At 70.4% G+C, this 25,819-nt stretch carries 18 protein-coding genes and 1 pseudogene; 10 read left to right on the top strand and 9 right to left on the bottom strand.

Annotation, left to right across the window (positions count from 1 at the left end):
- Positions 1 to 3,848: type I polyketide synthase (locus ACFYWY_RS24495; protein WP_389190152.1), on the bottom strand; the 3,848-nt coding region annotated here is incomplete at its 3' end.
- Positions 3,849 to 4,111: 263 nt separating this feature from the next.
- On the opposite strand from ACFYWY_RS24495, the gene ACFYWY_RS24490 reads away from it, so the two are divergent.
- The 3 genes from ACFYWY_RS24490 (at position 4,112) to ACFYWY_RS24480 (ending at position 6,620) form a co-directional block, all read left to right on the top strand.
- Positions 4,112 to 4,489, top strand: coding sequence for a YybH family protein (locus tag ACFYWY_RS24490; RefSeq protein ID WP_389190151.1), 378 nt, complete (start codon positions 4,112 to 4,114; stop codon positions 4,487 to 4,489).
- A gap of 160 nt (positions 4,490 to 4,649) precedes the next feature.
- On the top strand, positions 4,650 to 6,113 hold the full coding sequence (locus tag ACFYWY_RS24485; protein WP_389190150.1) for a flavin monoamine oxidase family protein: 1,464 nt from the start codon (positions 4,650 to 4,652) through the stop codon (positions 6,111 to 6,113).
- 90 nt (positions 6,114 to 6,203) lie between these two features.
- Complete coding sequence (locus ACFYWY_RS24480; protein WP_389190149.1) at positions 6,204 to 6,620, top strand: YybH family protein; 417 nt, start codon at positions 6,204 to 6,206, stop codon at positions 6,618 to 6,620.
- A 100-nt stretch (positions 6,621 to 6,720) separates the two neighbouring features.
- Here the strand turns inward: ACFYWY_RS24480 and ACFYWY_RS24475 are convergent, their stop codons facing one another.
- Entirely contained in the window at positions 6,721 to 7,299 is a 579-nt protein-coding gene (locus tag ACFYWY_RS24475; RefSeq protein ID WP_389190148.1) for a hypothetical protein, read from the bottom strand.
- 217 nt (positions 7,300 to 7,516) lie between these two features.
- Here ACFYWY_RS24475 and ACFYWY_RS24470 point away from each other — a divergent pair, with 217 nt between their 5' ends.
- The gene (locus tag ACFYWY_RS24470) at positions 7,517 to 8,692 is read left to right on the top strand and encodes an acyl-CoA dehydrogenase family protein (RefSeq protein ID WP_389190147.1); all 1,176 of its coding nucleotides are present in this window, start codon (positions 7,517 to 7,519) and stop codon (positions 8,690 to 8,692) included.
- Between the two features lie 120 nt (positions 8,693 to 8,812).
- Here the strand turns inward: ACFYWY_RS24470 and ACFYWY_RS24465 are convergent, their stop codons facing one another.
- Positions 8,813 to 9,703 carry an NAD(P)-dependent oxidoreductase gene (locus tag ACFYWY_RS24465; RefSeq protein ID WP_389190146.1) on the bottom strand — a complete coding sequence of 297 codons (891 nt, stop codon included), beginning with the start codon at positions 9,701 to 9,703 and terminating at the stop codon, positions 8,813 to 8,815.
- 303 nt (positions 9,704 to 10,006) lie between these two features.
- Here ACFYWY_RS24465 and ACFYWY_RS24460 point away from each other — a divergent pair, with 303 nt between their 5' ends.
- Entirely contained in the window at positions 10,007 to 10,831 is an 825-nt protein-coding gene (locus tag ACFYWY_RS24460) for a 4'-phosphopantetheinyl transferase family protein (RefSeq protein ID WP_389190145.1), read from the top strand.
- Here the strand turns inward: ACFYWY_RS24460 and ACFYWY_RS24455 are convergent.
- Positions 10,791 to 11,336: a flavin reductase family protein gene (locus tag ACFYWY_RS24455; protein ID WP_389190144.1), complete on the bottom strand. Its 546-nt coding sequence runs from the start codon at positions 11,334 to 11,336 to the stop codon at positions 10,791 to 10,793. The genes ACFYWY_RS24460 and ACFYWY_RS24455 overlap by 41 nt on opposite strands.
- A 194-nt stretch (positions 11,337 to 11,530) precedes the next feature.
- Here ACFYWY_RS24455 and ACFYWY_RS24450 point away from each other — a divergent pair, with 194 nt between their 5' ends.
- From ACFYWY_RS24450 to ACFYWY_RS24440, 3 genes and pseudogenes are all read left to right on the top strand, one after another.
- A complete protein-coding gene (locus ACFYWY_RS24450; protein WP_389190143.1) occupies positions 11,531 to 13,144 on the top strand; it encodes an aspartate aminotransferase family protein in 1,614 nt (537 codons plus the stop codon).
- A gap of 128 nt (positions 13,145 to 13,272) precedes the next feature.
- Positions 13,273 to 15,492: a BTAD domain-containing putative transcriptional regulator gene (locus ACFYWY_RS24445; protein ID WP_389190142.1), complete on the top strand. Its 2,220-nt coding sequence runs from the start codon at positions 13,273 to 13,275 to the stop codon at positions 15,490 to 15,492.
- A 298-nt stretch (positions 15,493 to 15,790) separates the two neighbouring features.
- Positions 15,791 to 15,964 (top strand): annotated as a pseudogene (locus ACFYWY_RS24440) (transposase); the annotation flags it as partial.
- 207 nt (positions 15,965 to 16,171) lie between these two features.
- Here the strand turns inward: ACFYWY_RS24440 and ACFYWY_RS24435 are convergent.
- The 4 genes from ACFYWY_RS24435 to ACFYWY_RS24420 all read right to left on the bottom strand — a co-directional run bounded on the left by ACFYWY_RS24435 (position 16,172) and on the right by ACFYWY_RS24420 (position 20,544).
- On the bottom strand, positions 16,172 to 16,765 hold the full coding sequence (locus ACFYWY_RS24435; RefSeq protein WP_389190156.1) for a hypothetical protein: 594 nt from the start codon (positions 16,763 to 16,765) through the stop codon (positions 16,172 to 16,174).
- A gap of 76 nt (positions 16,766 to 16,841) precedes the next feature.
- Entirely contained in the window at positions 16,842 to 19,049 is a 2,208-nt protein-coding gene (locus ACFYWY_RS24430; RefSeq protein WP_389190141.1) for a BTAD domain-containing putative transcriptional regulator, read from the bottom strand.
- Positions 19,050 to 19,129: 80 nt separating this feature from the next.
- Positions 19,130 to 19,924 (bottom strand): thioesterase II family protein, encoded by a 795-nt coding sequence (locus tag ACFYWY_RS24425; RefSeq protein WP_389190140.1) that lies wholly within the window; start codon positions 19,922 to 19,924, stop codon positions 19,130 to 19,132.
- Positions 19,925 to 19,932: 8 nt separating this feature from the next.
- Complete coding sequence (locus ACFYWY_RS24420) at positions 19,933 to 20,544, bottom strand: NADPH-dependent FMN reductase (RefSeq protein WP_389190139.1); 612 nt, start codon at positions 20,542 to 20,544, stop codon at positions 19,933 to 19,935.
- Positions 20,545 to 20,732: 188 nt separating this feature from the next.
- On the opposite strand from ACFYWY_RS24420, the gene ACFYWY_RS24415 reads away from it, so the two are divergent.
- Together ACFYWY_RS24415 and ACFYWY_RS24410 are read left to right on the top strand one after the other, a co-directional pair.
- Positions 20,733 to 23,999 carry a BTAD domain-containing putative transcriptional regulator gene (locus tag ACFYWY_RS24415; protein ID WP_389190138.1) on the top strand — a complete coding sequence of 1,089 codons (3,267 nt, stop codon included), beginning with the start codon at positions 20,733 to 20,735 and terminating at the stop codon, positions 23,997 to 23,999.
- Positions 24,000 to 24,079: 80 nt separating this feature from the next.
- Entirely contained in the window at positions 24,080 to 24,925 is an 846-nt protein-coding gene (locus tag ACFYWY_RS24410) for an NAD(P)H-binding protein (RefSeq protein ID WP_389190137.1), read from the top strand.
- 27 nt (positions 24,926 to 24,952) lie between these two features.
- On the opposite strand, the gene ACFYWY_RS24405 is transcribed toward ACFYWY_RS24410, so the two are convergent.
- Positions 24,953 to 25,795 (bottom strand): alpha/beta fold hydrolase, encoded by an 843-nt coding sequence (locus tag ACFYWY_RS24405; RefSeq protein WP_389190136.1) that lies wholly within the window; start codon positions 25,793 to 25,795, stop codon positions 24,953 to 24,955.
- Between the last annotated feature and the right edge of the window lie 24 nt (positions 25,796 to 25,819).

Here is a 25,819-nt window from a genome sequence, read left to right as displayed (position 1 = left end):
TCCTGGTTGATGGCGCTGCCCTTGATTACTGCGAGGACCTGGTGGCCGTTGCGCCGGGCGTCGGAGAGCCGCTCGACCAGGAGCAGGCCGACACCCTCCGCCCACGAAGTGCCGTCGGCGTCGGCCGAGAAGGACTTTGAGCGGCCGTCGGCCGCGAGGCCGCGCTGACGGGAGAACTCCACGAACATGCCGGGCGCCGACATCACGGTCGCGCCGCCCGCGAGGGCCAGCGTGGTCTCGCCCGACCGCAGCGAGCGTACGGCCATGTGCAGGGCGACCAGCGACGACGAGCACGCGGTGTCCACGGTCACCGCCGGGCCCACCAGCCCCAGCTGGTAGGCGATACGGCCGGACATGACACTCGGCGTGGTACCGGTCAGCACATACCCGTCGACGTCGTCGGGAGCATCGTGCATGCGCGGCCCGTAGTCGAGCGCCGTCGCACCCACGAATACGCCGGTACGGCTGCCCTTCAGCGCGGCGGTCTTCAGCCCGGCCCGCTCCACGGCCTCCCACGCCGTCTCCAGGAGCAGCCGCTGCTGCGGGTCCATGGCCAGTGCTTCGCGCGGCGAGATCCCGAAGAGGGCGTTGTCGAACCGGGCGGCGTCGTGAAGGAATCCGCCTTCGCGCACCGTGCTCTTGCCCGTGCTCGACGGGTCGCTGTCGAACAGCTCCTCGTCCCAGCCGCGGTCGGTCGGGAATCCCGAGATGGCATCCGAGCCGTCGGCGACCAGCCGCCACAGGTCCTCGGGCGAGCCGACGCCGCCCGGGTAGCGGCAGGCCATGCCGATGATGGCGATGGGCTCCCCGAAGGCTTCGGACACCGGCGGCAGTTCCTCCAGCGCGTCGCTGGACGGGCCGGCGAGCAGCGTCTGCAGACGGTCGATGAGCGCGGCGGGCGTCGGATGGTCGAAGAGCAGTCCGCTGGGGAGGCTGAGCCCGGTGGCGGCAGACAGCGCGTTGCGCAGCTCCACCGACATCAGCGAGTCGAAGCCCAGGTCCTTGAACGTGGAGTGGAGTTCGACGCGCCGGTCACCGGAGTACTCCAGCACTGAGGCGATGCGTTCGGTGACGAGTCCGGTCATTTCCGCCACCGTCTGCGCCGGGGGCGCGGGGGCGGCGGCAGCCGGATCCGCCACCGGGAGGGCGGCGGCACGGGCGGCGCCGCCGATCCAGTACGGCTCACGCAGGAAGGCGTAGGTGGGCAACGGCACCCGCCGGGCGCCGGTGCCGGCGAAGCAGGCCGCCCAGTCGACGTCCACCCCGTGGACGAAGAGCGAGGCGAGGGCGGTGATCGAGGTCTTGGGCTCCGGGCGGTCGGCCCGCAGCGCCGCCACCGTCACCGCGGAGTCCGTCTCCAGACACTCGGCGGCCATTGCCGAGCAGACACCGTCCGGGCCGAGCTCCAGGAAGGCGGTGGCTCCGGCGGCCTCCAGGGCGCGTACGGCGTCCAGGAACCGCACCGGGCGGCGCACCTGCTGGACCCAGTAGTCGGGCGACGACCACTGCCCCGTGGTGACCGGTTCGCCGGTCACCGTGGAGACGGCCTTGATGCGCGGCTCGTGGAAGACGAGGCCCGCCACCACCTGGCGGAAGTCGTCCAGCATCGGCTCCATCAGCGGGGAGTGGAAGGCGTGCGACACCGTCAGCCGACGGATCTTGCGGCCCTGTCCTTCCATGTGCCCCGCGATCCGCGCGACGGCGTCCGCCTCGCCGGAGACGACCACCGAGCGGGGCCCATTGACGGCGGCGATCGCCGCCCCGGGCTCGTCGGCGAGCAGTGCCAGCACCTCGTCCTCGGTGGCCTGCACGGCGGTCATGGCACCACCCGCCGGGAGGGCCTGCATCAGCCGTCCACGGGCCGCCACCAGCCGCGCCGCGTCCTCGAGGGACAGCACCCCGGCGACATGGGCGGCGGCGATCTCACCGATCGAGTGCCCGGCGACGTACTCGGGGACGATGCCCCAGGAGGCGACGAGGCGGTACAGGGCCACTTCCAGCGCGAACAGCGCGGGCTGCGTCAGACCCGTCTCGTCCAGCCCGTCACCGGAGGCGATGACCTCCTTCAGCGGCCGGTCGAGCAGAGGGTCGAGATGGCCGCACACCTCGTCGAACGCCGCGGCGAACACCGGGAACGCCCGGTGGAGTTCCAGCCCCATGCCGATGCGCTGGGAACCCTGGCCGGTGAACAGCAGGGCCGGCCCGCCGACTCGGGCGACGCCCGTGACAACCGCGGGGGCGGCGATGCCCTCGGCGAGGGCCGTGAGCCCGTCCAGCAGTGCTCTCGGGCTGTCGGCGAGGACGACCGCGCGGTGGGCGAAGACGGTTCGGTGCGCCGCGAGGGTCCAGCCGACGTCCAGCGGGTCCAGCGACCCGTCGGCGACGACGGCGTCGCGCAGTCGTCCGGCCTGGGCCCGCAGGGCATCGGCGCCGGCGCCGGAGATCACCCACGGGGTGACGGTGGGCGCGGCAGCCGGTGAGTTGCCGGCGACTGGAACGTCACCGGCCGTCCGCGCGGCCACCGGGCTCTCGGCGAGCACGACATGGGCGTTCGTACCGCCCATGCCGAACGAGGAGACGCCGGCCAGCAGCGGCCGGTCGGGGGCGGGCCAGTCGGTGAGCGCGCCCTGCACCTCAAGGCCCAGCTCGGCGAGCGGGATCTCTGGATTGGCTCTGTCGTGGTTGAGGCTCGCCGGCAGCCTGCGGTGCTCGATCGCCAGCAGCGCCTTGAGCAGGCCGACGATGCCGGCCGCTCCTTCGAGATGGCCGACATTGGTTTTCGCGGAACCGACCCGCAGCGGGTGGCCGGCGCCGCGGCCCGCGCCGAGCACCGCGCCCAGAGCGGCGGCCTCGATCGGGTCGCCGACCGGCGTCCCGGTGCCGTGCAGCTCCACGTACTGCACCGCGGCGGGATCGACGGCGGCCTTCTCGTACGCCTCGCGCAGCACCTGCTCCTGGGACGCTCCGCCGGGAACGGTCAGGCCGGGCGTCGCCCCGTCGTTGTTGACGGCGCTCGCCCGGATCACCCCGTAGATGTGGTTGCCGTCCTCGACCGCGCGGCCGAGGGGCTTGAGGATGACCGCTCCGCCGCCCTCACCGCGTACGAAACCGTTGGCGCGGGCGTCGAACGTGTAAGTGGTGCCGTCCGGCGACAGACCGCCGAACCGCTCCTCGGTGACCGCGCCCTCGGCGAGGATGTTGAGATTGACACCGGCCACGACGGCAGCCTCGGACTCCCCGGCGCGCAGCGACTCGCAAGCGAGGTGCACCGCCACCAGAGAGGACGACTGGGCCGAGTCCACGGTCAGGCTCGGGCCCCGCAGGCCCAAGTGGTACGAGACCCGGTTGGCGATGACACCCCGGTTGACCCCGGTCATGCTGTGCTGGGTGATCGCCTGGGCGCCGTGCTGGTAGAGCAGGGCGGAGTAGTCGTCGCGCAGGGTGCCGACGAAGACGGCAGTGCGGCTGCCGCGCAGCGTGGCTGGCACGATCCCGGCGTCCTCCAGGGCCTCCCACGCGAGTTCCAGGACGAGTCGCTGCTGCGGGTCCATGGTGACGGCTTCGCGGGGTGATATGCCGAAGAAGGCGGCGTCGAAGGTGTCCACCCGCTCCAGGAACCCGCCACGGCGCATACCGGGTTCGGTGTCCCCGGGCGCGGCGGCACCGGTCGCGGACTCCCAACGCCCCTGGGGCACGGGCGTGATGGCGTCCCGTCCCTCGCTCAGCAGGTTCCAGAAGTCGGCGGGGCTCTCCGCCCCGGGGAGGCGGCAGGACAGTCCGACGACCGCGACCGCCTCGTTGTGCCCGCTGAGCGCCGCTGTTGTCCCAGAGTGGTGCTGATTCGTCATCCGCTCGACTGCCCTTTCCCGCTGAATTGCCGAACAATCAAAAGTATTCAGATGAAGCTCTGCTTGCGATCGTAGGCATGTGCCCTCTCTTGGACCTCAATGCCCGGCCTCGAATGGGTAATTCTGAGCCGGGCGACCGCTGAGAGCGCCGCATTACCCGGCGGTGGGCAGAATGTTGAACCCCCGGGATTAATGTCTGGTTCCACAAACACGCAGGCGCCGAGCACGGGTGCCGAACCGAAAACGAAGGCAGGTCGACTTCCGTGACGCAGCTGACCGATGACGTGGAAAAGCACACAGCGCTCTATGTAGAGGCTTTCAACGCGGGAGACTTCGAGGCGGTCGAGAAGTTCTACACCGAGGACGCCGTTGCCGTGTGGGAGCCGGGTAAGCCGCTGACCGGCCAGGCCCGCCGGGACTACCAGCGCGCATACCTCGCCGCCCGGCCGAAGATGACCGCCAAGCCGAGGCAGTCGTTCGTCACCGGCGACACCGCTCTACTGATCGTCGACTGGACCATCGAGATCGTCGACGAGGCGGGCGAGTCCGAGCGCATGGAGGGCGTCGGCGTCGACGTCCTGCGGCTGGGCGAGGACGGGGTCTGGCGCTACGCCATCGACGACCCGTTCGGCCAGGGCTGAACCACCCGCGCCGGCCGACTCGACGGCCGCCCACGGCACCACGTCACAACACACCGCCAGGAAGACCCTCTTCCGTCTCCGACGGAGCCGGAAACCACCCGATCACGAATGACATGCCAGATCCGCGACGCGGGCCGGCATTGGATGCACTGGGGACACAATGAGATCCAGACACGATCGCGCCGAGACCGGCCTGCCCCTGGCAGCCGGGACGTTCTCGCGCAGGCCATCGCGCCGTACGGTGCTCAAGGCGGCGGGTGCGACAGCCGCGGCCGCCTCCATGCTGGTGGCCGGCGCTCCTACGGCGCTGGCCGAGACGGCCGCCCTCGAAGAGGACGCCGCGTACGACGTCATCGTCATCGGGGCCGGCTTCACGGGCGTCACGGCGGCACGCGAACTGCGGGCCAAGGGCAAGCGGGTACTCGTGCTCGAGGCCCGGGACCGCATCGGCGGCCGCACCTGGTCGAGCAGCTTCGCCGGGTTGCCGGTAGAGATGGGCGGTACCTGGGTGGAGGCGACGCAGCCGCACATCGGTGCCGAACTCAAGCGGTACAACATCGCCCTGGACGAGGAGGAGCCGGTCGACCGGGTGCTGCTTCCGACACCCACCGGCCCCGGTACGTTCACGCCGGACGACGGGTTCGGCCGCATAGGCGCGCTGCTGGAGCGCATGTTCGACGGTTCCCGCCAGTACTTCGAACGGCCCTTCCAGCCGCTGTACCGCGCCGACCTGCTGCAGAGCCTGGACAAGCTGTCACTGCGCGACCGGCTGAACCAGATGGGCCTGTCCCCTGCGGAAGAGCTGCTGATCAACGGACAGACCGCGGTGTACTCCGGTGGTTCGAGCAGCTGGGGAGCTTTCACCATGCTGGCCCACTGGTGGTCCCTCGCCGGCTGGAACAACCAGGGCTGGAATGACACTCAGCGGTACCGCATGAAGACGGGTACCAGTGGGCTGCTCAACGCCATGCTCAACGAGGCGAAGCCCACTGTGCGTCTGAACTCGCCGGTCGCATCGGTCAGCGACACCGGGTCCCGCGTGTACGTCACCCTCCGCTCTGGCGCGAAGTACAACGCGCCGCGCGTGGTCGTGACCGTCCCCGTCAACGTACTGTCCACGATCAAGTTCTCGCCGGCTCTGCCGGCCGCGCAGACCGCCGCCGCCGACCAGGGCATCGGCGTGAAGAACGCGCTCAAGATATGGATCCACGCACGCAAGGGCGCGGGCCGGTTCTACGGGCAGGGAGCGGAAGGCGGTTCCCCGATCCCGATGATGATGCCGTACAAGGACACTCCGGAAGGCGTGATGTACGTCGCCTTCAGCACTGACCCCGCCCTGGACCCGACCAGCAAGACCCAGGTCAAGGCAGCGGTCAGCCGGCTCGGCGCCGACATCGACATCATCGGCCTGCACGCCCACGACTGGGGCCGGGACCCGTACGCCCGCGGCGGCTGGGCCTTCCGCAAGCCTGGCCAGCTGACCTCGCTGTACCCGGCGGCCCTCGTGGGCAGCGAACGTGTCGTCGTCGCCAGTGGCGATCTGGCCGAGGGCTGGTCGGGCTTCATCGACGGCGCCGTCGAGTCCGGACTGCGGGCCGCTCAGCAGGCGCTCGGCACCAAGTAGCGCCTCCGAGGCTCTCCCGCCGCGGCGCTCACACCACACCCATCCAGCCACTACAGGCATCCGAGTCACAGAGAGGCGGACCGGTTCATCATGGCCTTCACCGTCGATTTCGATCCCGCGAACCCGGACCTCACCAACGACACCGACATCCAGAACGAGATCTTCCTTCAGGTCTTCAACTCCGGTGACGGCGAACTGTTCAACCGTTTGTACCTGGAGGACTCCATATCCAACTTCTCCGGCGAACCTCTCAAGGGAGAGGCGCGCCTGGCGTTCTTCAAGGAGTTCCTGGCCGCGAAGCCGACCCTGAAGGCGAAGGTCACCCACTCGTACGTTGCCGGTGACGTGGCGCTGATCGGCGTCGACTACAGCATCGAGACCACGGGCCCCGACGGTGAGCCTCTCCTCCTGGAGGGCAACTGCACCGACGTTCTGAGGCGCATCGAGGACGGCCGCTGGCTGATGGCCATCGACCGCCCAGTGGCCGCCACGGGCCTGGTTGCCTGAGCAACTCAGCGGCGCCGCCCGCGAACGAGAAGAGAACCCCCTGGATCCCAGGGGGTTCTCTCCTGTTCAGCGGTGCGGCGTCGCCGACGGCCGCAAGCGGTCAGCGAACGTCGCCATGCCAGCGCCAGTCGCGCTGCCGGGGAAGGCCCGGCAGCGCGGTCCGACCGGCGCACCACAGCAGGGTGTCGGAGGGGCGGTGGCCCCGCGGCGCGTCCGGGAAGATCCGCTCGACGACCGGCGCGCACAGGTCGTCGTCGAGCGGCGTCTCGATGCCGAAGGCGCGGCCGATGTCCCGGCTGTGCACCTGCAGTTCGAGCACGGCCGCCGCCGCGAAGGCGGCGCGGTCCCCGAAGCCCCAGGGGTGCCAGGCGCGCGCCTCAGGGCCGGTCCGGTCGAGAGTCGTGGCGAGCAGGGTTCCGCCGATCTCGACGCTCTCCGCGATCTCCGCGGCGGACGCGTTCTCGTCCATGGCGAGGCGCAGCGCGACGTAGCGGTCGGTGGGCTGGGCGATGAGCAGCGCGGCGTACCCGATGACGGCTTGCGACAGATGGGAAACCGTCTCCAGACAGCTCCAGGTCAGCTCGCCGGCCGGCCGTGACCAATCCCCCTCGCATTTCTCGAGAAGCGCACTGCCGTCTGCCGCGGCCGCCAGGACCAGTTCGTTCCATGTGTCAGTCATTCCGCCCATGGTGCCACCCGCTCGTAGCAGTGCCATATGGAGCGCCCATTGACTGGTAATCAGTCTGTAATCCGCCTGTAATCGGCGGCACATCGCGTAATTCCGGATCGGCGCGAGCGGCCGTTACCGCGGCATGACTGTCTTTTGCCCGTCACGCGAGTTGCCATCAGTAGCGTGTGCCGCAGAAGCCGTAATGATCGTCCAACAGGAGAACCGAGTGGGCTCACAAGAAGAATTGGAAACCGTCCTCGACGCTGTCCGGGACGTCGTGCCCGCGCTGCGCGGCAACGGTCAGGAGGCCGAGGAACGGCGCTGGATACCGGAGGAGAACATCCACCTTCTGGAGAAGGCCGGGGTGTTCCGCGCCGCGGTGCCCCGGAAGTACGGCGGCCTCGACTTCGACGTGGCCCAACAGGCCAGGGTCATCTCGGAGGTCGCCCGTGGGTGCCCCTCCACCGGCTGGCTCGCCATGGTGTGGCTGACCAGCACCTGGGCCGCGACGCTCTATCCCGACCAGGCCCAGGACGAGGTGTTCACCGGCGGCTCCACCCGCGTGTCCATCGTCTTCGCACCCACCGGCACACTCGAACCGGTCGAGGGTGGCTACCGCCTCGACGGCGCCTGGCGCTTCAACTCCGGTGTCCGGGGCGCGGACTGGGACCTGCTCGCCGCGATGGTGAAGCGGCCGGACGGGACGGAGGAGGAGCTGGTCGCCCTGGTGCCGACGGACGAGCTCACCATCGCCGACGACTGGCGGGTCTCCTCGGGCGCCGGCACCGGTAGCTCCACGTCGACCGCCACTAACGTGTTCGTCCCGGCGCACCGGGTGGTCTCCCTGGAGGAGGCGATGGAGAGCGCGACCGGCGAGCGCTCCAACACCGGTGCCACCGGCCGCAACTACGGGCTGCTCGGCTACGTACTATCCGGTGTCGCGGCAACCTTCATCGGTATCGCGCGCGGTGCGTACGAGCTGTTCCTGGAACGGCTGCCCGGACGCGGCATCACGTACACCGAGTGGACGGAGCAGAGCCTGCATCCGGTCACCCAGCTCCAGGTCGCCACGGCAGCCAACAAGATCGACGCGGCGGTGGCGCTCTCCGACCGGTGGCAGGAGGTGCTGCAGCGGGCCGCCGACGCGGGTGAGCAGCCGACGTACGAGCAGAAGGCGATCATCCGCGGCCGGACGGCCTACGCGGCACAGATGTGCAAGGAGGCCGTCGAGGAGCTGTTCGCCGCGAGCGGTGGCTCGGTCATCCGCTCCGACGTGGCTCTGCAGCGCTTCCACCGGGACATCCAGGGCTTCTCGCTGCACGCCCTGGTGCAGTTGGGAGCCAACCTGGAAGTGCAGGGGCGCGTGCTGATGGGCAAGGAGCCCGGCACCTACTTCCTCTGATCCCGGCTCCCGGCCCGATAGCCGGCACATGGGAAGGCCCGGGCCGATGTGGCGGCCCGGGCCTTCCCATGCGAGCGGCCCTGGACGAACGGTGTGCTCGTCTCGGATCCCGGACGGTGCCTACTTCTGCGGCGTACGGAACAGCTCGATCATGCTCGCGTAGCTGTTCTTCATGTGTCCGGCGGCGACCGTGCGCTCCATCAGGCCGTTGACGAACGCCGGCAGTTCCGCGTTGACGCCCTGCGCCGCGCTCTCGTGGAGCAAGTGCTTGGCCGCGCCGATGTGCACCTCCATCGTCGCGTCGTTCGCCGGGTACACCCCGTCCTTGGCGTCGATCTGGCCCGCGTAGTCGGTGGCGAACATCTTGACGGTGTCCAGCCACTGGGCGGCCCACGGCAGGAACGCGGAGGCCTCCACCCCCGCGGTACCCAGCAGCGCCGCGCCCTGGAGGAAGCTGTTCAGGGTTCCCCACATGACACCCAGAAGAGCCACGTCGTACAGCGGTGCGAGGGCGTGGTCCTCACCGAGGTGGGTGGTCCTGCCCCCGAGCAGCGAAAGCGTCTCACTGTGCTGCTCGAACGCCTTCTGCGGACCGGCGTAGAAGATGACGGACTCGGGCGCGCCGATGGCCGGCGGCACCGTCATGATGGCGCCGTCCAGGTAGTCGAAGCCCTGCTTCGCGGCCCATTCGGCGTTGGTCCGCGCCTGGTCCGAGGAACCGGACGACAGGTTGACCAGCACCTTGCCCGCCAGGGCATTGCCCAGGGGGTCCAGCACGTCGTGCAGCACATCGTTGTCCGACACGCAGACGACGATCAGACCGGCCGCTGCCACTGCCTCGGCGGGCGTGGCGGCGAGCACCGCGCCCTGCGCCACGAGACCCTCGGCCTTCCCGGCCGAGCGGTTCCAGACGGTAGTCGGGTGACCGGATTTCACGAACGCGGCCGCCAGGGCCTGCCCCATCAGCCCCAGGCCGATGACTGTCACTGGTGAACGGTCGTTGCCCGCCATTTTCCAACTCCTCTGATTCATACGGAAGGGCGGTAAACGCATCTGCGGCCGACCGATTGCCCTTTCCGTATCTCGATCTGTCACCTCATCAAAGCAGGAGGGTGGAATGAACGGTTCACGTCTGTGGCACTGGCCGGTAATCGCCGGGTAATCACTGGTTCATCGGTCTTCGGAATATCCGTGCTGCCCGCGGGCTTCGAGGGCCCGGAACGCACTTGACCAGTGCCTTCCCCGCCGAGGAAGCTTCGGAATCGGAGCCGGGGGAATGCCGGTTCGGCGACAAGGCGCGGGGAGAAGACGGGAATGACGGCACTCACCGATGTCCGACCGGAACCAGCCGATCCCGCCTGGCGGCCGCCGCCCGGCAGCCGTCGGCCCGCCCTGTGGCTGCTGCGGCAGGCCGCCCATCGGACGGACATGCCGCCCCTCGGGGAGCTCGACGCCGCGGAGCGGACCAGGGCGGCGCGCTTCGTCCACGCTCCGGACAGCGCCCTGTACGCGGTGGCCCATGTGGCGCTGCGCCGGGTGCTGGCGGCGTATCTACGGATCAGCCCCGCCGATGTACGTTTCGCCCGGGACAGCTGCCCCAGCTGCGGCGGCCCGCACGGCCGTCCGGTCCTTGACGGGGCGTCACCGCGCACACTGCACTTCTCGCTGTCCCACAGCCCCGGTCTGGTGCTGATCGCCGTCGCAGAAGCCCCGGTGGGGGTCGATGTGGAACGCGTGCGGTCGTCCGAAGCGGCGGCCATCCTCGTTCCGTCCCTGCACCCGGCCGAACGGGCGGAGCTGGCGCGGCTGCCCGACGAGCAGCTGCCGATGGCGGTGTGCTGTCTGTGGACCCGCAAGGAGGCGTACCTGAAGGGCATCGGCACCGGGCTCTGCCGGGAGCTGGACGCGGACTGCCTGGGGGAGCGGGCGGGGGTCGAGGGCCCCGCCGGCTGGACGGTCCGCAATGTGCACTGCGGTCCCGGGCAGCGCTCGCACGCCGCCGCTGTCGCGCTGCCGGCCGCCGCCCCGGAGCCGGTGCTCGGGCTGTTGCCCGACCTCTACGCCTACGCCGCGCCAGCGGTTCACGAGCTGGGCGGGCTCAGCGCTCCGACAGCTCCGGCCGGCCGAACCGGCCGTTGACGAACAGCAGTCCGCTGCCGCCTTCGCCCTGGCCGGCCTCCAGGACGGTGCCGATGAAGATGGTGTGGTCGCCGAAGGAGTGCGCTGCGGTCAGTTCGCACTCCAGCCAGGCCACCGACCCCGACAGCAGCGGCGCCCCGGTGTGGTGGCCGGGCCGCCACTCCACACGGTCGAACTGCGCCGCTCCCAGCGTGCGGTCCTTGTCGGCGAAGTGCCGGGCCACATGCTCTTGGTCGGCACCGAGTATGTTCACGGCGAAACGGCCCGCGTCGGTGAGCGCACGGTGCATCACCGCGCCGTGCCCCACGCTGCAGAGCACCGACGGGGGATCGAGGGAGACCGAACTGAAAGCGTTCGCCGTCATGGCGTGCAGATGTTCCCGGCCCACGGTGATCACTGTGACCCCGGTCGCGAATCGGGACATCACCTCCCTCAGCTGGGCAGGGCCCACCGGGCGCTGCCCGGACTCCGTAGCGGGGTCGATTTCAGTGGACGCGGGATTCATGCCACCTTCTCCGAATTGGTTGCACGGGGCATATCGGCCTGTTCCCGTACGGAACAAGGGCCGACGATCGTCAACGTACCGGCGCCTCCCCGGTCGGCCTCCACCGTCGGGTAACCGACCTCCCTCGTGGGACGGCAGCCCCTGTGTGACTCCGCGATGACTGACTATTGACCCCGCGGGCGCACCCTGTGGCCATGGAACGGGAAATCTTCAACGAAACAGTCCCCGCTGAGCCGGAACTGGCCGAGCCCTATCTGCGCGAGGTGCTCGGCAGCGCGGGCCTCGCTGTCGAGTACGTCCGCGCCGAGGCCAACACCCTCTTCCGGCTGGGTGAGGACGGCTCCGAGATACCGGTGGTGGACTTCGCCGGCGGTTACGGCTCCGTGCTGCTCGGGCACAACCACCCGGAGATCGTGCGGCGAGCGCAGGAGCTCCTGGCCGCGGGTACCCCGGTGCACGCGCAGTTTTCCCGGCACCCGTACGCCAACCGCCTCGCGGCGGAACTCAACAGGATCGCGCACCGGGAACTGGGCACTGACGAGCCGTACTTCGCCATCTTCGCCAACACCGGCGCCGAGGCCGTGGAGGCGGCGGTCAAGCACGCCGAGCTGGACCGGATGATGCGCGTGGCGGCGCTGCGGGCGGAACTGGACGCCGAGGTGGAGCAGGCCCGTACGGCGGTGGCGGCCGGCTCGGCAATTCTCGCCGAGCGGGTGTGGGCCCGCCTGGGAACGGAGGTGCCGACGGACAGCGGCCGGGCCTTCGAGGCGCTGGTGGCCGAGCTCACCCTCAGGAACACCGATCAGCTCTCCCGGCCGCCGCTGTTCCTCGCGTTGGAAGGCGGATTCCACGGAAAGCTGGCTGCCAGCGTGCAGCTGACCCACAACGAGGGATATCGCGCCCCGTTCAAGGGGCTCGCGGCGCAGGCCAGATTCGTCCCGCCCGGCCGCCCCGATCTGCTCAAGGACATCCACGCTGAGGAGCGGGGCCTCCTGCTCGGCCTGACCGTTTCGGACGGCAGGGTGGAGCTCGTGGAACGCGAGTTCCCGGTCTTCTGTGCCTTCCTGGTGGAACCAATTCAGGGCGAGGGCGGCATCCATGTGCTGTCGGAAGCATTCGCCGAGGAGATTCAGCGCTTCTGCCAGGAGATCGATTGCCCGGTGGTGGTCGACGAGATCCAGTCCGGTATGGGCCGCACCGGCACCCTGTTGGCGAGCTCACGCCTCGGGCTGCGCGGCGACTACTACACCCTGGCAAAGACCCTGGGCGGCGGAATCGCCAAGACGTCCGTGATGCTGGTGCGGGAGGCCCGCTACCGCAAGGAATTCGAGATCGTGCACAGCTCGACCTTTGCCAAGGACAGTTTCTCCTGCCACATTGCGCTCAAGGTCCTCGAACTGCTGGAAGAGAACGATGGAGCCGCCTACCTGCAGGCAGAGGAGCGGGGTGAGGCGCTCCGCACCATGCTCGAATCCGTAGGCTCGGACTTCCCCGACGTCGTCAAGGACGTCCGGGGCAGGGGGCTCATGCTCGGCCTGGAGTTCCATGACCAGTCGGGTTCCCCCTCGCCGGTTATCCGCGACGCCGCCGGTGGCGGACTCTTCGGCTACGTACTCGCCGGTCATCTGCTGCGACGGCACAGTGTCCGTACCTTCCCGACGGCCAGTTCCGTCAACACCCTGCGGTTCGAGCCGTCGATCCGGCTCACCGATGATGAAATCGCACAACTGGCGGCGGGTCTGCGGGACATCTGCGAAGTGCTGCGGGAGAATGCCGGGGAACGTCTCACGGACACTTCGACCCACTGACCGAGCCCACCGAGTGGGTCGCGCCCGCACAACAGGCGTCGGCATAAAGGGGTTTGCCGATTCCGTCAGTCTCTTCGACAATGGTGATCATGGTTTAGTAGTGTGCCGGGGATTTGAGCGGGGGGTTCATGAAGTTTCGGCTGTTGGGGCCATTGGAAGTCGAGGCCGGCAACGAGCTGGTGGAACTGGGTGGGAAACGACAAAGGGCGGCTCTCGCATTTTTGTTGCTCCACGCCAATACAGTCGTTTCCACCAGCCAGTTGCTCGACGCGCTGTGGACCGCCGATCGGGTCCCCCTGACGGCACGGAAGATCTTGCAGAACGCCGTATGGCGACTGAGGTCCACGCTCGCCCGCCATGCGGGCGGCACGAACGCCCCCGAACTGATCACGCGCGCTCCGGGCTACATGGTGCGGGTACGACCCGAACAGGTCGATCTGCTGGTCTACCAGCAACGGGCGGCCGAGGGCCGGGCCGCACTGGCGGCCGGCGACCCGTACATGGCCAGCAAGGTGCTGCACGAGGCCCTTTCGCTGTGGCGCGGACCGGCCCTCGCCGACCTGGTGGAAGACGGCATCGCCTGGCCGGATCTCATCGCGGTGCAGAAGAAGCACCTCGATCTCCTGGAGGACCGCTTCGAGGCGGAGCTGGCCTGCGGGGGGCATCAGACCGTACTGCGGGAACTGGAGGCGTTCGTCGAGGCCGAACCGCTGCGTGAGCGGGCTTCCCAGCAGCTCATGCTGGCGCTGTACCGGTGCGGCCGGCAGGCCGAGGCGCTGGGCGTTTACGGCCGGGTGCGCACGGCCCTCGTCGAGGGACTCGGGCTGGAACCGGGTCGCCAGATGCAGCTGCTGCAGCAATCGGTCCTCACCCAGGATCCGGCGCTCGACCTGGCACCCGACGTACGGCGGCGTGAGGAAACCCTCGGCGTCGGCACGACGGTGTCACCGGCCCCCGCCCCCGCCGCGGGGTTGCCCCCGGTGGCCGAAACACCACGAGCCTCTCAGGCGGATGTGAAGGCCGGCTCGGACGCGGTCGGCGGGATGCGAGGAGCACACCGGCCCGCGAGCATCCTGCTGCTCCGTTTCACTCTCGGCGCGGAGTTCGACCCGCTCCCTCCCGAGGACGCCGACCGGGTGCTCGACGCGGTCTCCCATCTGGCCCGCGAGAAGATCGAGGAGTTCGGTGGCCGCGCCGCCGCTTCCATCGGCTCCGTACAGCTGGGCCTCTTCGAGGAGCGCCCGGACCTGCTCGACAACGCAGAGCGAGCGGTTCGCGCCGCCTGCGCCGTCCGGGACCTGCTCGGCATCTCGGTCGGCCCGCTGGCCCCGACCGCTCCGGTGGTGGTCGGCCTGGCCGTGCAGGCTGCGGTGACCACCGGGGACGCAGTGGTCTGCCACTGGCCCGTCGTGCGGACCGTACAGCCGTGGATCGGCGGCGACGTCGTCGATGCGTGTCAGGAGATGCTGGAGCAGGCACCGCCTGGTGAGGTGCAGGTGTGCGACGAGACCCGCCGGTCGACCGGCCCGCTCGTCACGTACCACCGTGTCCGGAGGTCTCCGGCGAAGTGGCAGGTACGCACGGTCGGCCGGAGCACCGATCTGTCCGAGGACCGCGACGCGGCGCCCGACGGAGTCGGGCGTGAGGGTGAACTGCAGTTGATGACCGGCCTGTTACGGCGATCGCGGGACCGGCGCAGGCCTCACCTCATCACCGTGCTGGGCGACTCCGGTTTCGGCAAGACGCGGCTGCTGATGGAATTCCAGCGCCGGGTCATGGAGGAGCCGGACACCGCGATGGTGCTGGCCGCCGGCGTGCCGCGCCAGGGCGGCGGCAGTGCGCTGTCCGCACCGGCCGAGATGCTCGCCGCGTACTGCGGCATCACCGGCCAGGACACGGCAGACTCGGCGGGCCGCAAGGCCCGGGAGACGGTCGTACGGCTCACCGGCTGCGAGGAGACCGGCGAGCGGATGCTGTCGCTCCTCCATGCGCAGAGTGTCCCGGACCCGGGCAGGCACGGCGGGCCCGGCAGCCGCGAAGTCCTCACGCTGTGGCGGGACGTCCTGCTGGAGGCCGCGCGCGAGCAGCCTCTGGTCCTGATCTGGGACGATCTGCACCGCGCCGACGACCTGTTGCTGGAGGTTGTGGAGCAGCTGGCCGACGACCACGCCGACGTCCCGTTGCTGAACGTCGTCGGTGCCCACACCCGGCTGCTCGAGCGGCGCCCCGCCTGGGCGGGTGGCCGGCACCATATGATGACCATCAGTCTCGCCCCCATCTCGGGCGACGCGGTCGACCGGTTGCTGCAGTCGCTGCTCGTCCCGGACGACAACACGGACGTCGCCTAGTGTCCTGCGCCGGAGATCCGTCGGCAGAAACGGGCCCATGCGCGGATGTTGTGGGCGGCCGCCCCGGCCGGGGCACGATCAACTACTGACGCAGGACACTGTGTTCGCATCAGTGCCTGGCAATGACCAGCAGACGAAGGCGGCTGCTGTCTGCGGGGGGTGATGCTGGACGGGCGGCGCAAGTCCGTGCAGTCGATGGTCGGACGGATGTGTCGTTGCCCAAGGACGGCCGGATGCCGGTGGCAGTCGCCCACCAGTCTGCGGCGCGCTGGGCAAGCAGGCCAACTGCCAGTTCGCGGTGAACGCGCACGCGGTCACCGACACCGCGTCCTTCCCGCTGCAGTCGCGCCTGTTGCGTCAATGGGACTGGGCCGCCGATGCCGAGCGTCGGCACAAGACCGCGATGCCCCAGGATGTCGGGCACCGGGAGAAGTGGCGACTGGGCCTGGACTCCTTGGACGAGCCGGCCGGATGGGGCATGGTGCCGCCCGTGGTGGTGGCCGGCGGCCGGCTACCGGCAGATCCCCGACTTCCGGGCCGCACTGGGCGACCGGGGGATCCTGCTGCGCACCCCGGCCGGACGCCGCGGCGGCGGAGCCGCCCACGCTCCGCGCGGCTCTGTCTCCGCCGGGCAAAGACCACGGCACCGGCCGACGGCGCCGCCTCGCTCAGGCCCCGCTCACCGGCCCCGCGTACGGCCCGGCGTCGCACCCGGGCGTGGGGAGCGGACCGCCCGCGCGACCGCGCGCAGCGCCTCCCCGCTCGCCGGATGACCCGAGGGCAGAGCGGCGGCCGCACACTCCAGGAGCAGCGTCGCCGCCACGAACCGCTGCTCAGCGTCGAGCAGCGCGTCCTTGGCGTAAGACGGTTGCCCGGGATGGGCGGCGGCGCGCAGGGCTTCGCGGGCCCAGCCCGAGAGAGCGGGCCGGGACACGCGCCGCGTCACCCCCGCCGCGGTCAGCGCCGCAGGCAGCGCCGCCTCGAAACGGCGCAGCACGGCGGCGGCCTTCCTGTTCAGCAGACCCGCCGCGGCAGCCGCACGTGGTTCCGGGTCGGACACGGCCGACGGCTCGGCGGCCGGAAGTGGCTGTGGGGCACCAGCCGCCCACCGGACCCCCTGCCCCGCTCCACGGCGGTCCACGGCTCTGGCCCGGCGCAGCCCGGCCCCCAGGGCCTCCACGAATTCTCTGCCCACGAGCGCGGCCAGCGCGGTGGCGGGGTCCTGCGGCGCCGGTCGGGGCGCGGGACGAGGGGAGTGAACGGTTTCCTTCATGACGCCAGCGAAGCAAGTCCCGTACTCAACCGTCCCATTCACCGGTCATCGCCCGGCGTGCCGCCTCGCGAACGGTTCATGACCACGCAGTGCCCGTGCCCAGCGCGGTCCCCGGAGCCGTACAGGCCGGCTTCGCACCGCCCCACGGAGCGGTGAGTACCGGCCACCCGGCCAGATGCGGAAGCGCCGAACCCGCGTCGGGCAGCCGATCCAGGGTCAGGGTGCCCGCGTGGCGCTGTCCGCTGCCCCAGAAGGGATGTCGCTCCAGCAGTTCCGGACGTGCGCAGACCACCACGAGCAGCGGGGCGTCCTGGGCCGAGGAGGCCAGTTTCTCGATGCAGTCCAGCATCTCCTCGTCGGCCATGTGCACATCGTCGAAGCACAGCACCAGAGGCTGCTTCCGCGCCAGCAGCACCATCATCTCCCGCCAGCCGGCGAGCACTTGGGTCAGATCCCGTTCCTGGACGGCCAGCCCCAACAGCGGGCGCAGACAGCGAAGAAGCCGCTCGGCGGTCGTCCCCTGGCCTGCCAGCCTGCGCACGACCTGGGTCAGCCGTGCGTCCGCAGCGGCCTCGGGCAGCCGGCAGCAGGCGGCCAGCATGTCCCGCGCGATGCGCAGGGTGCCGGCGGGACCGGTGTCCTCTCCGGGCGCCCGCACCACGCGTACCTGCGGTGACTGCTGGGCGACCCGGGCCTCGAACTGAGCCACCAGCCGGGACTTGCCCACATGCGGTTCCCCCAGGATCGTGATCAGGTGCGGAGCGTCGTGGCGCCGTGCACGGTCCAGCAGGCCCGTCAGGACGGCCAACTCGTACTCACGGTCGACAGGGGCATCCCGCAGGACGCCCGGTCCGTCGCCGGCCGCACGCAGTCCGCACACCCGCCGCACATCGCCGACCCCATCCGGTTGCTGGAGACGCTGGTGGCGCACCCATACCTCCGTGGCCCGCGTGGCTGCCCCGCTGACGTACACCTCGCCGGTCGGCACCACGTGCAGCAGAGCCTGGGCGTCGTCGAGCAGCCGGCCGACGACACTCACGGGTGCGGTGGGATCGTGGGGGTGGTGACGGACCAGCGCGGTCCCCTCGGTCACGACCGCCTGGAAGGCGGGCCCCTGCGACCCGCGGAGCCGTTCTCGCACGGCGAGCGCCGCCCGCACAGCACCGACGGAGGCCACGGAGTCGTCCTCAGGCAGCCCGAACAGGGCCACGGAGAGGTAGCCGAGGGAGCCGACCAGCCTGCCGCCGAACTCCTCGACGGCCTGCGCGACCGCGGTGACCGCCTCGTGCAACGCGTTCTCGAGACCGGGGCCGAACGCGGCGGACTCGCCGGTGAAGCCGGTGCGGACCAGGAGCACACTGACCGTCCTGCGCTCGGTTGTCGGCCTGTCGGCCGGCCTCGCGGTCCCAGAGCCGTCGACAGCCTTAGTCGCGGGCCGTTGTGCAAGGGGCGGCTGCGGCCGCGGCTCGGGACGCAGCGGTCGTACGGCGGCGAGGACCGGCTCCTCGTCCACCGCCGGCCGCGCGGGAGGTGCCAGCGCCACATCGTGGTTGAGGATGTTCTGCTGCAGCGTCTGGAGGTCACGGGAGGGCTCGAGACCGTACTCCTCCACCAGCGCACGGCGGACCCTGCTGAACACACTCAGGGCCTCCGCCTGACGCCCGCACCGGTACAGGGCGAGCATCAGCTGTCCGCTCAGCCGCTCCCTCAGCGGCTCCTCCTCGGCCAGCGACACCAGCTCACCCAGGACGGTGTGGTGGCGGCCGCACAGCAGTTCCGCCTCGAAGCGGTCCTCCATGACATCGAGCCGGAGCTGGCGCAACGCGGTCAGCTCCGGCCAATCGACCCCGTGTTCGGCGAGATCGGCCAGGGCCGGCCCCCGCCACTCCCCAAGAGCGTCACGCAGCAGCGCCGCCGCCCGCTCCGGCTCTCCCATGGCCATCCCGGCCCGTCCTTCGGCGACCCGCCGGTCGAAGCGGTTCGCGTCGAGCCGGTCGGGATTGATGCGCAGCATGTAACCCGGCGCCTGGGTCAGCAGTTCCGGGCACTCGATCGTGGCCGGACCACGATTGTTCGACGCCTCGGAAAACATGGCGCGCAGGCTCCACACGGCGTTCTGCACGATCTTTCGCGCCGTCGCCGGACGGTTCTCCTCCGGCCACAGCGCGCCGAGCATCTCACTGGTGGCCACCACCCGGTTGGCGCGCAGTAGTAACAAGCCCAGTGCGGTGCGCTGCTTGAACCCCCCCAGCGCCACCGGCCGGCCACCCACCTGTACTTCCATCGGGCCCAGAATTTTGAATTCCACCCTTGTTCCCCCCTGATTTTGAGCTGTCGATCCAACGGGCCTGCGGTCCTCGTGTCTCAGGGAGAGACCGGCGACACGTGATGTGCGCGCGCGGCGGCCCCGGCCGGGCCACGTGCCCCCGCACTCATCCGGTCCACGATCGCCTCGGCCACCTCGTCGAGTTGCTCTCCCAGGTAGAAGTGGCCCCCGGGAAAGACGCGCACCTCACAGTCGAGCGAGGTGTGTTCGCCCCACCCGGCCACCGTCGCGATCGGAACCACCGGGTCCGCGTCCCCGACGAAGACGCTGATCGGTGAGTTCAGCGGCGGGCCAGGCTGCCAGCCGTAGGAGGCGAGCGCCCCGTAGTCGGCCCGCAGCGCCGGCAGGGCCATGGCGACGAGTTCGGGGTCGTCGAGCACCGCGCTGTCGGTACCCCCCAGGGCGCGCACGGCGGCCAGGATGGACTGGTCGCCGTCGAGCATGTCGTGCCGGTCGGGCCGTGGCCCAGGGGCACTGCGGCCGGACAGGATGAGCCGTAGCGGAGCGGCCGCGTCCCGCTCCCGCAGCGCGCGGGCCGTCTCATAGGCGACGACCGCGCCCATGCTGTGGCCGAAGAACGCGTATGGCCGGTCGGCTCCGGCCATCAGGTGTTCGGCGATGCGGCCGGCGAGCGCCGTGATGTCCCGCTCCGGAGTCTCGCGTCTGCGGTCCTGGCGACCGGGGTACTGCACCATGAGCACGTCGAGGTGTGGCGACAGCAGGCGCCACAGCCCCGCGTAGCTGCTGGCCGCACCGCCCGCGTGCGGAAAACAGATCAGTCTCGGGCCGTCGGGTCCGGGGTCGCCGAACCGTCTGAACCACTGGCTGTCCATGGCGTTTCTCACTTTCTCTCGCACAGATCGCCGGTGGGTGCGTAGGGCTCGGCCGCACGTGCCCGGCGCATCGCCCGGGCCCACCAGCCGAGCCGGTCGAGCATGACGAGCGCCGCTTTCTCACCGGCCTCGCTGTCGATCGGACGCCCCTCGGAGTCGAAGCAGTCCCAGTAGTCGTGGAAGCTCACGGTCTCCTGGACGGTGATGGCATGGGCCTCCGCGAACACCTGGCGCAGTTGGGCGACGGCGCACAGCCCGCTCGATGCGCCCCCATAGGAGACGAAGGCGACCGGCTTGGCGCGCCACTCCTCGTCGTACCAGTCGATGGCGTTCTTCAACGAGGCCGGAAAACTCTGCTTGTACTCGGGTGTCACCACCGCGAACGCATCCGCCGCGGCCAGCCACGGAGCCAGGTCCAGTACCGCCTGCGGCTTGCGGGCACCGGGCTCGCTGGACATCACATCCGGCAGCCAGGCGGTGGCGAGGTCGATGACGTCGACGTCGAAGTCCTGGCGCAGCCGGGCCCGGGAGGCGAGCCATTCGGCGGCGACCGGCCCGAACCGTCCCTGCCGGATGCTGCCGATGACAATCACGAGCCGCAGTCGGTCGCTGTCGCCCATCCCTCTTCCCATCCGTATCCGTCCGCCGTGCGCCGTTCGATGAGCCGGGCCCGGCCGAGCATCACTGTGTGGCATATGACTTCGGGTTCGCTTCGGGTTCGCTTCGGGACCGCCCGTATGCCCCTCGTACCACCGTGACCTGCATAACTGCACGTGTTCCGAGGAGTTGGCTGAGTTACTGTGAGTGCATGGAATTCGGGGTGTTGGGGCCGTTAGAGGTATGGGCGACGGAGGGGAGACCCGTCCGTGTGCCCGAGGTGAAGGTCCGCGCCTTGCTTGCCGACCTGCTCGCCCACAGCGGGCAAGTCGTTCCCTCCGACCGGCTGATCGAGGATCTGTGGGGCGCTTCGACGTACCCCGCCAACCCCTCCGCGTCCCTCCAAGCCAAGGTCTCCCAGTTGCGGCGCGCGCTGGAGGACGCCGAACCCGGCGCGCGTCAGCTGATCGTGCACAAGGCTCCGGGATACGCTCTCCAGGCGCCGGGCGAATCGGTGGACACCGAGCGCTTCCGGTCCCTGGTGGCGCGAGCCCGTGGCACCGAGGACCCGCGGACGAAGGCCGCCGTGCTCACGGACGCGCTGGCACTGTGGCGGGGGCCGGCGTTCGCCGATTTCGCCGACGAACCGTTCGTACAGGCGGCGGCCGCCGGGCTGGAGGAGGAGCGGCTCACCGCCGTGGAGGAGCACGCGGAGGCCTGTCTCGAACTCGGCGAGCACAGCGTACTGATCGGTGAGCTCGGCACCCTGGTGGCCACCTATCCGCTCCGGGAGCGGCTGCGGATGGCGCAGATGCGCGCGCTCTACCAGGCCGGGCGCTCCTCCGAGGCGCTCGACAGCTATGCGGACCTGCGATACCGACTCGATCAGCAGCTCGGACTCGCTCCCGGTCCTGCCATCAGCGAACTCCAGCAAGCCGTCCTGCGCCACGACCCGGGACTCCAGCACCTCGGCCGAACGCCGCAGAACCCGTCCGGCAACCGGCCCCGGACCAATGTGCCCGCTCCGGGGAATCCGCTGGTGGGACGGGAGGCGGAGATCGCCGAGGGACGCCGGCACGTGATGCGGCACCGCCTGGTCACCCTCACCGGGCCCGGCGGAGTCGGCAAGACCCGGCTCGCCGTGGCCACGGCCAGGGAGCTGAACGGCGAATTCCCCGACGGTGTCTGGCTGGCGGAGCTGACCGGAGTCGGCGGCTTGGAACGGACCGCGGACCCCGGCCCGCTCGCCGAACTGATCATGGCGGTCCTCGGCGTCCGCGAGGACTCCGGTGCCGCGGCCTTCGCGGAGCAGACCCCCGACGGCTCCCTGCGCCGGCTGGCCGGGGCGCTGGCCCCGCGCCGACTGCTCTTGGTGCTGGACAACTGCGAGCATGTCGTCGACGCGGTGGCGGAACTGGTCGGCGTACTGCTGGAGAACGCACCGGACATCAAGATCCTGGCAACCAGTCAGGAACCGCTGCGCATCCCGAGCGAGACGGTCTGGCCGGTAGGGCCGCTCAGCCTGCCGGCGCCGGGCGACGGCATGGCCGCGGTGGAGAGCTCCAGCGCCGTGCAGCTGTTCGTCGGGCGGGCCACCGCCGTCGACCCGGGCTTTGTGCTCGACGCGACCACAGCCCCCCAAGTGGCGGACATCTGCCGTCGGCTCGACGGCATGCCCCTCGCGCTCGAACTCGCGGCCACCCGGGTACGGGCTCTGGGGAGCCATGAGCTGCTGGAGCGTCTCGACGACCGGTTCCGGGTGCTCAACAGCGGCTACCGGGGCGCCCCGCGGCGCCAGCAGACGCTCCAGGCGACGATCGACTGGAGCTGGAGCCTGCTCGGTGAGCAGGAGCAGACGGTGTTGCGCCGACTGGCTGTGCACGCCGAGGGCTGCACGCTGCAGGCCGCGGAGGAGATCTGCGCGGGTCCCGAGGTGACGGCCGACCAGGTGCTGGACATCCTGGCCCGGCTGGTGGACCGTTCCCTGGTCATCAGGGTCGACGGCCCCGCCGGACCGCGATACCGCCTGCTCGAGTCGGTGGCGGCCTACACCCAGCAGAAGACGCAGGAGGCGGGCGAGGCGACGGAGCTGTCGCAGCGCCACCTGAGCTACTACACCGAACTGGCTGAACGGGCCCGACCGCATCTGCACGGCCGTAACCAACGGCGGTGGCTGCAGCTGTTGGACGCGGAATCGGCCAACTTCCAGCGGGCCTTGGAGGGGGCCAGGCGGGCCGGCTCGGCCCAGTGGGTGCTGCGGCTGGCCAACGCCCTGGCCTGGTACCGGTTTCTGCGCGGACGGCTGGGCGAGGGGTGCCGGGCGCTGGCGACGGCGCTGAGCACCAAGGGATACGCGCCTGCCACCGACCGGGCCGAGGCGGCTACTTGGCACACGGGGCTGAACATGCTGCTGGGCGGGGGATGTGCGGTTGCTCCGGACGACCCGGGGGGCGACAAGCAGTTGGAACGCACGGCGGGCCGCGCCAGGGCGGATTGGTTCCTGGGCTTCGCCCAGTGGAGCCTGGGAGCGCTGTCTGCGGGTGAGGAACAGGTGAACGGCGCGCTGGCCGATTTCCGCGCGCTGCGTGACGCATGGGGGGTGGCGGCCGCGATGAGCACCAGAGCCGCCCTCGCCATGGCCCGCGGCGACCTGGAAGCGCTTCGCAGCAATGCCCTGGAGGCCCGCCTGCACTTCGCCCAACTTGGCGACGCTTGGGGTCAGTTGAAGGTGACCGAGGTGCTGAGTGTACTGGCGGAGATCAACGCCGACTACGAACACGCGACCCGGCTTCACCACGAGGGCCTACGGATCGCCGAATCGCTCGAACTGTGGTCCGAGGTGTCTCGCAAGCTGTCCGGTCTGGGGCGTATCGCCCTGCTGATGGAACGGTACGCCGAGGCGGACGAGTTCCACGCGCGGGCACTGCGGCTGGCGGTGGAGCAGGGCAACCGGCCGGTGGAGCAGTTCGCCGAGCTGGGGCTGGCGCTCGGCGCCCGGCGGCAAGGCCGGCTGGAGACCGCCGAGCGGCATCTGTGGCCGTGGCACGAGTGGAACCGCAGCCGCGGCGCAGTCACCGGGCTGGCACTGGTACTGGCCGAACTCGGTTTCGTCGCCGAGCAGCGCGGTGACGTGGACTCGGCTCTCGCACTGCACCAGAAGGGGCTCACCGCGGCCCGGGCGACCGGCGATTCGCGAGCCGTCGCGCTCGCGCTGGAGGGGCTCGCCGGGGCGCACGCCCTTGCGGGCCGGCACGCCAGGGCCGCACGGCTGCTGGGCACCGCGGGGGCGACCCGCAGCGGCTCTGGGGCTCCGCTGCCGCCTGCCGAGCGCGGCGACGTGGACCGGATCTCGTCGCATATCCGCAGGGAACTCGGGGACAGTGCCTTCAGCGCGGCACTGAAGGAGGGGGAAGCGGTGGACCACATGGCCACAGCGGACGACGAGGAGCGGTTCGCCATCGTGCACGGCCTCGAATGACTTCGTGGTCCGCTCCGCGGTGGCCGTCGACTATCGGCCGAACCGGCGTTCCGTACCTTGCGCCGTGATCTACTCGCGGCATGAGAAACAGTGGTGAACGCGGACCCTTTCTGATCATCGGAGGCACCGGAAAGACCGGGCGACGGGTGGCGGACCGGCTGCGCCGGTCAGGCCAGGACATCAGAATCGCCGCCCGCTCGGCACCGACGAGATTCGACTGGTTCGACGAAGCCACCTGGGAAGCGGCGGTGTCCGGCGCCGCCGCCGTCTATCTGGTCGACGCGCAGGACGAGCGCGCCGCCGAACGCATGCGCGTGTTCGCGCCGTTCGCCGTGAAGCACGGTGTCACACGCCTGGTGCTGCTCTCGGCGCGAGGCTGGGAGGACTCCGGCGATCCCGGAATGCTGGCCACCGAGAACGCGCTCAAAGGCTCGGGCGCCGACTGGACGATTCTGCGCCCGACCTGGTTCATGCAGGGCTTCACCGAGGACGAGACGCTGTGCGCGCCGGTGCGCGCCGGAGAGGTCAGACTGCCGTCGGGGGACGGTCTGGAGCCGTTCATCGACGCCGAGGACGTCGCGGAGGTCGCGGCCGCCGTCCTCACCGGGGAGGGGCACCAGGGACGTACGTACGCTCTGTCCGGCCCCCGCCCGTTGAGTATCGGCGAGGCCGTGGCCGAGATCGCCAAGGCGACCGGCCGCACGGTCCGCTATACGCCGGTCTCCGAGGAGGAGTACGTGGCGCAGCTCGTGAAGGACGGCCTCGCGGTGGACCATGCCGCCTTTCTCGCCCGGCTGTTCGGCTGGATACGCGACGGAGAGGATGCCCACCTCTCCGACGGGGTGCAGCAGGTACTGGGCCGGCCCCCTCGGGACTTCACCGCATTTGCCAGGAGGGCGGCGGCCGCGGGCGCGTGGAACGACTGACGGAAACCGTGCTGCAGGCAAGCCTGGTCAGCCACGACCGGCACGGCGCAGTATCTCCGCCGCGATCGTCCCTGGAACCTGTTGGGGCTGCCAGTGCGAAACTCCCTTGAGCCGTACGGCGCGGTAGTCCCCGTTCACATGGCGCGCGGTCCGCTCCGCGGCGAACCTGCTCACCGACGGATCGTCCTCGCTCCAGATGAAGGTGGTCGGCACCGACACCGGCCCCAGCGGTCCGTTGTTCTCCACGAGGGTGCCTGCCCGGTACCACTGCAGCGCGGCCCGGAGCGTGCCGGGCGTCGTGTGCGTACGGACGTACCGCGCGATCTGGTCCTCGCGCAGGACGCCCTCACCGGCCTGCCGGAACCAGCCGTCAAGGTTCGCCGCGCCGTCGTCGAGGAAGTGGTCCACGGTGCTCTCGGCGCTGAGGAACGCTATGTACTCCGAACTGGCCTGCTGCTCGGGGTCCACGCGCAGCGCGTGCTGATACGCGTCCAGGTGCGGGAACGCGACCGCTGTCAGCGTGCGGACCCGCTGCGCAGACCGGGCCGCAAGGTACCAGGAGACCACGGCGCCCCAGTCGTGTCCGACCACGTGCGCCGACGCGATGCCCAGGACGTCCAGGATGCCCACGGCGTCACCGGCGAGCGCCGGAAGCCGGTAGGCGGCTGTCTCGGCCGGCCGGGCGCCCGGCGAGTAGCCGCGCTGGTCGGGGGCGATCGTGCGCAGGCCGGCCCGGTGCAGCACCGGCGACACGTCGGACCAGGACTGGCGGTTGTGGGGGAAGCCGTGCAGCAGCAGTACAGGCTCGCCGTCCTCGGGGCCCGCCACATCGACGTCGAATACCAGTTCGCCCAGGGATATCTTCAGCAAGGTGTCTGTCCGTGGTTGGCGGGA

Source organism: Streptomyces sp. NPDC002870 (assembly GCF_042888505.1).
Classification (GTDB): domain Bacteria; phylum Actinomycetota; class Actinomycetes; order Streptomycetales; family Streptomycetaceae; genus Streptomyces.
The sequence above is the reverse complement of the archived record's forward strand: the minus strand, read 5'-3'. Positions and strand labels throughout refer to the sequence as shown.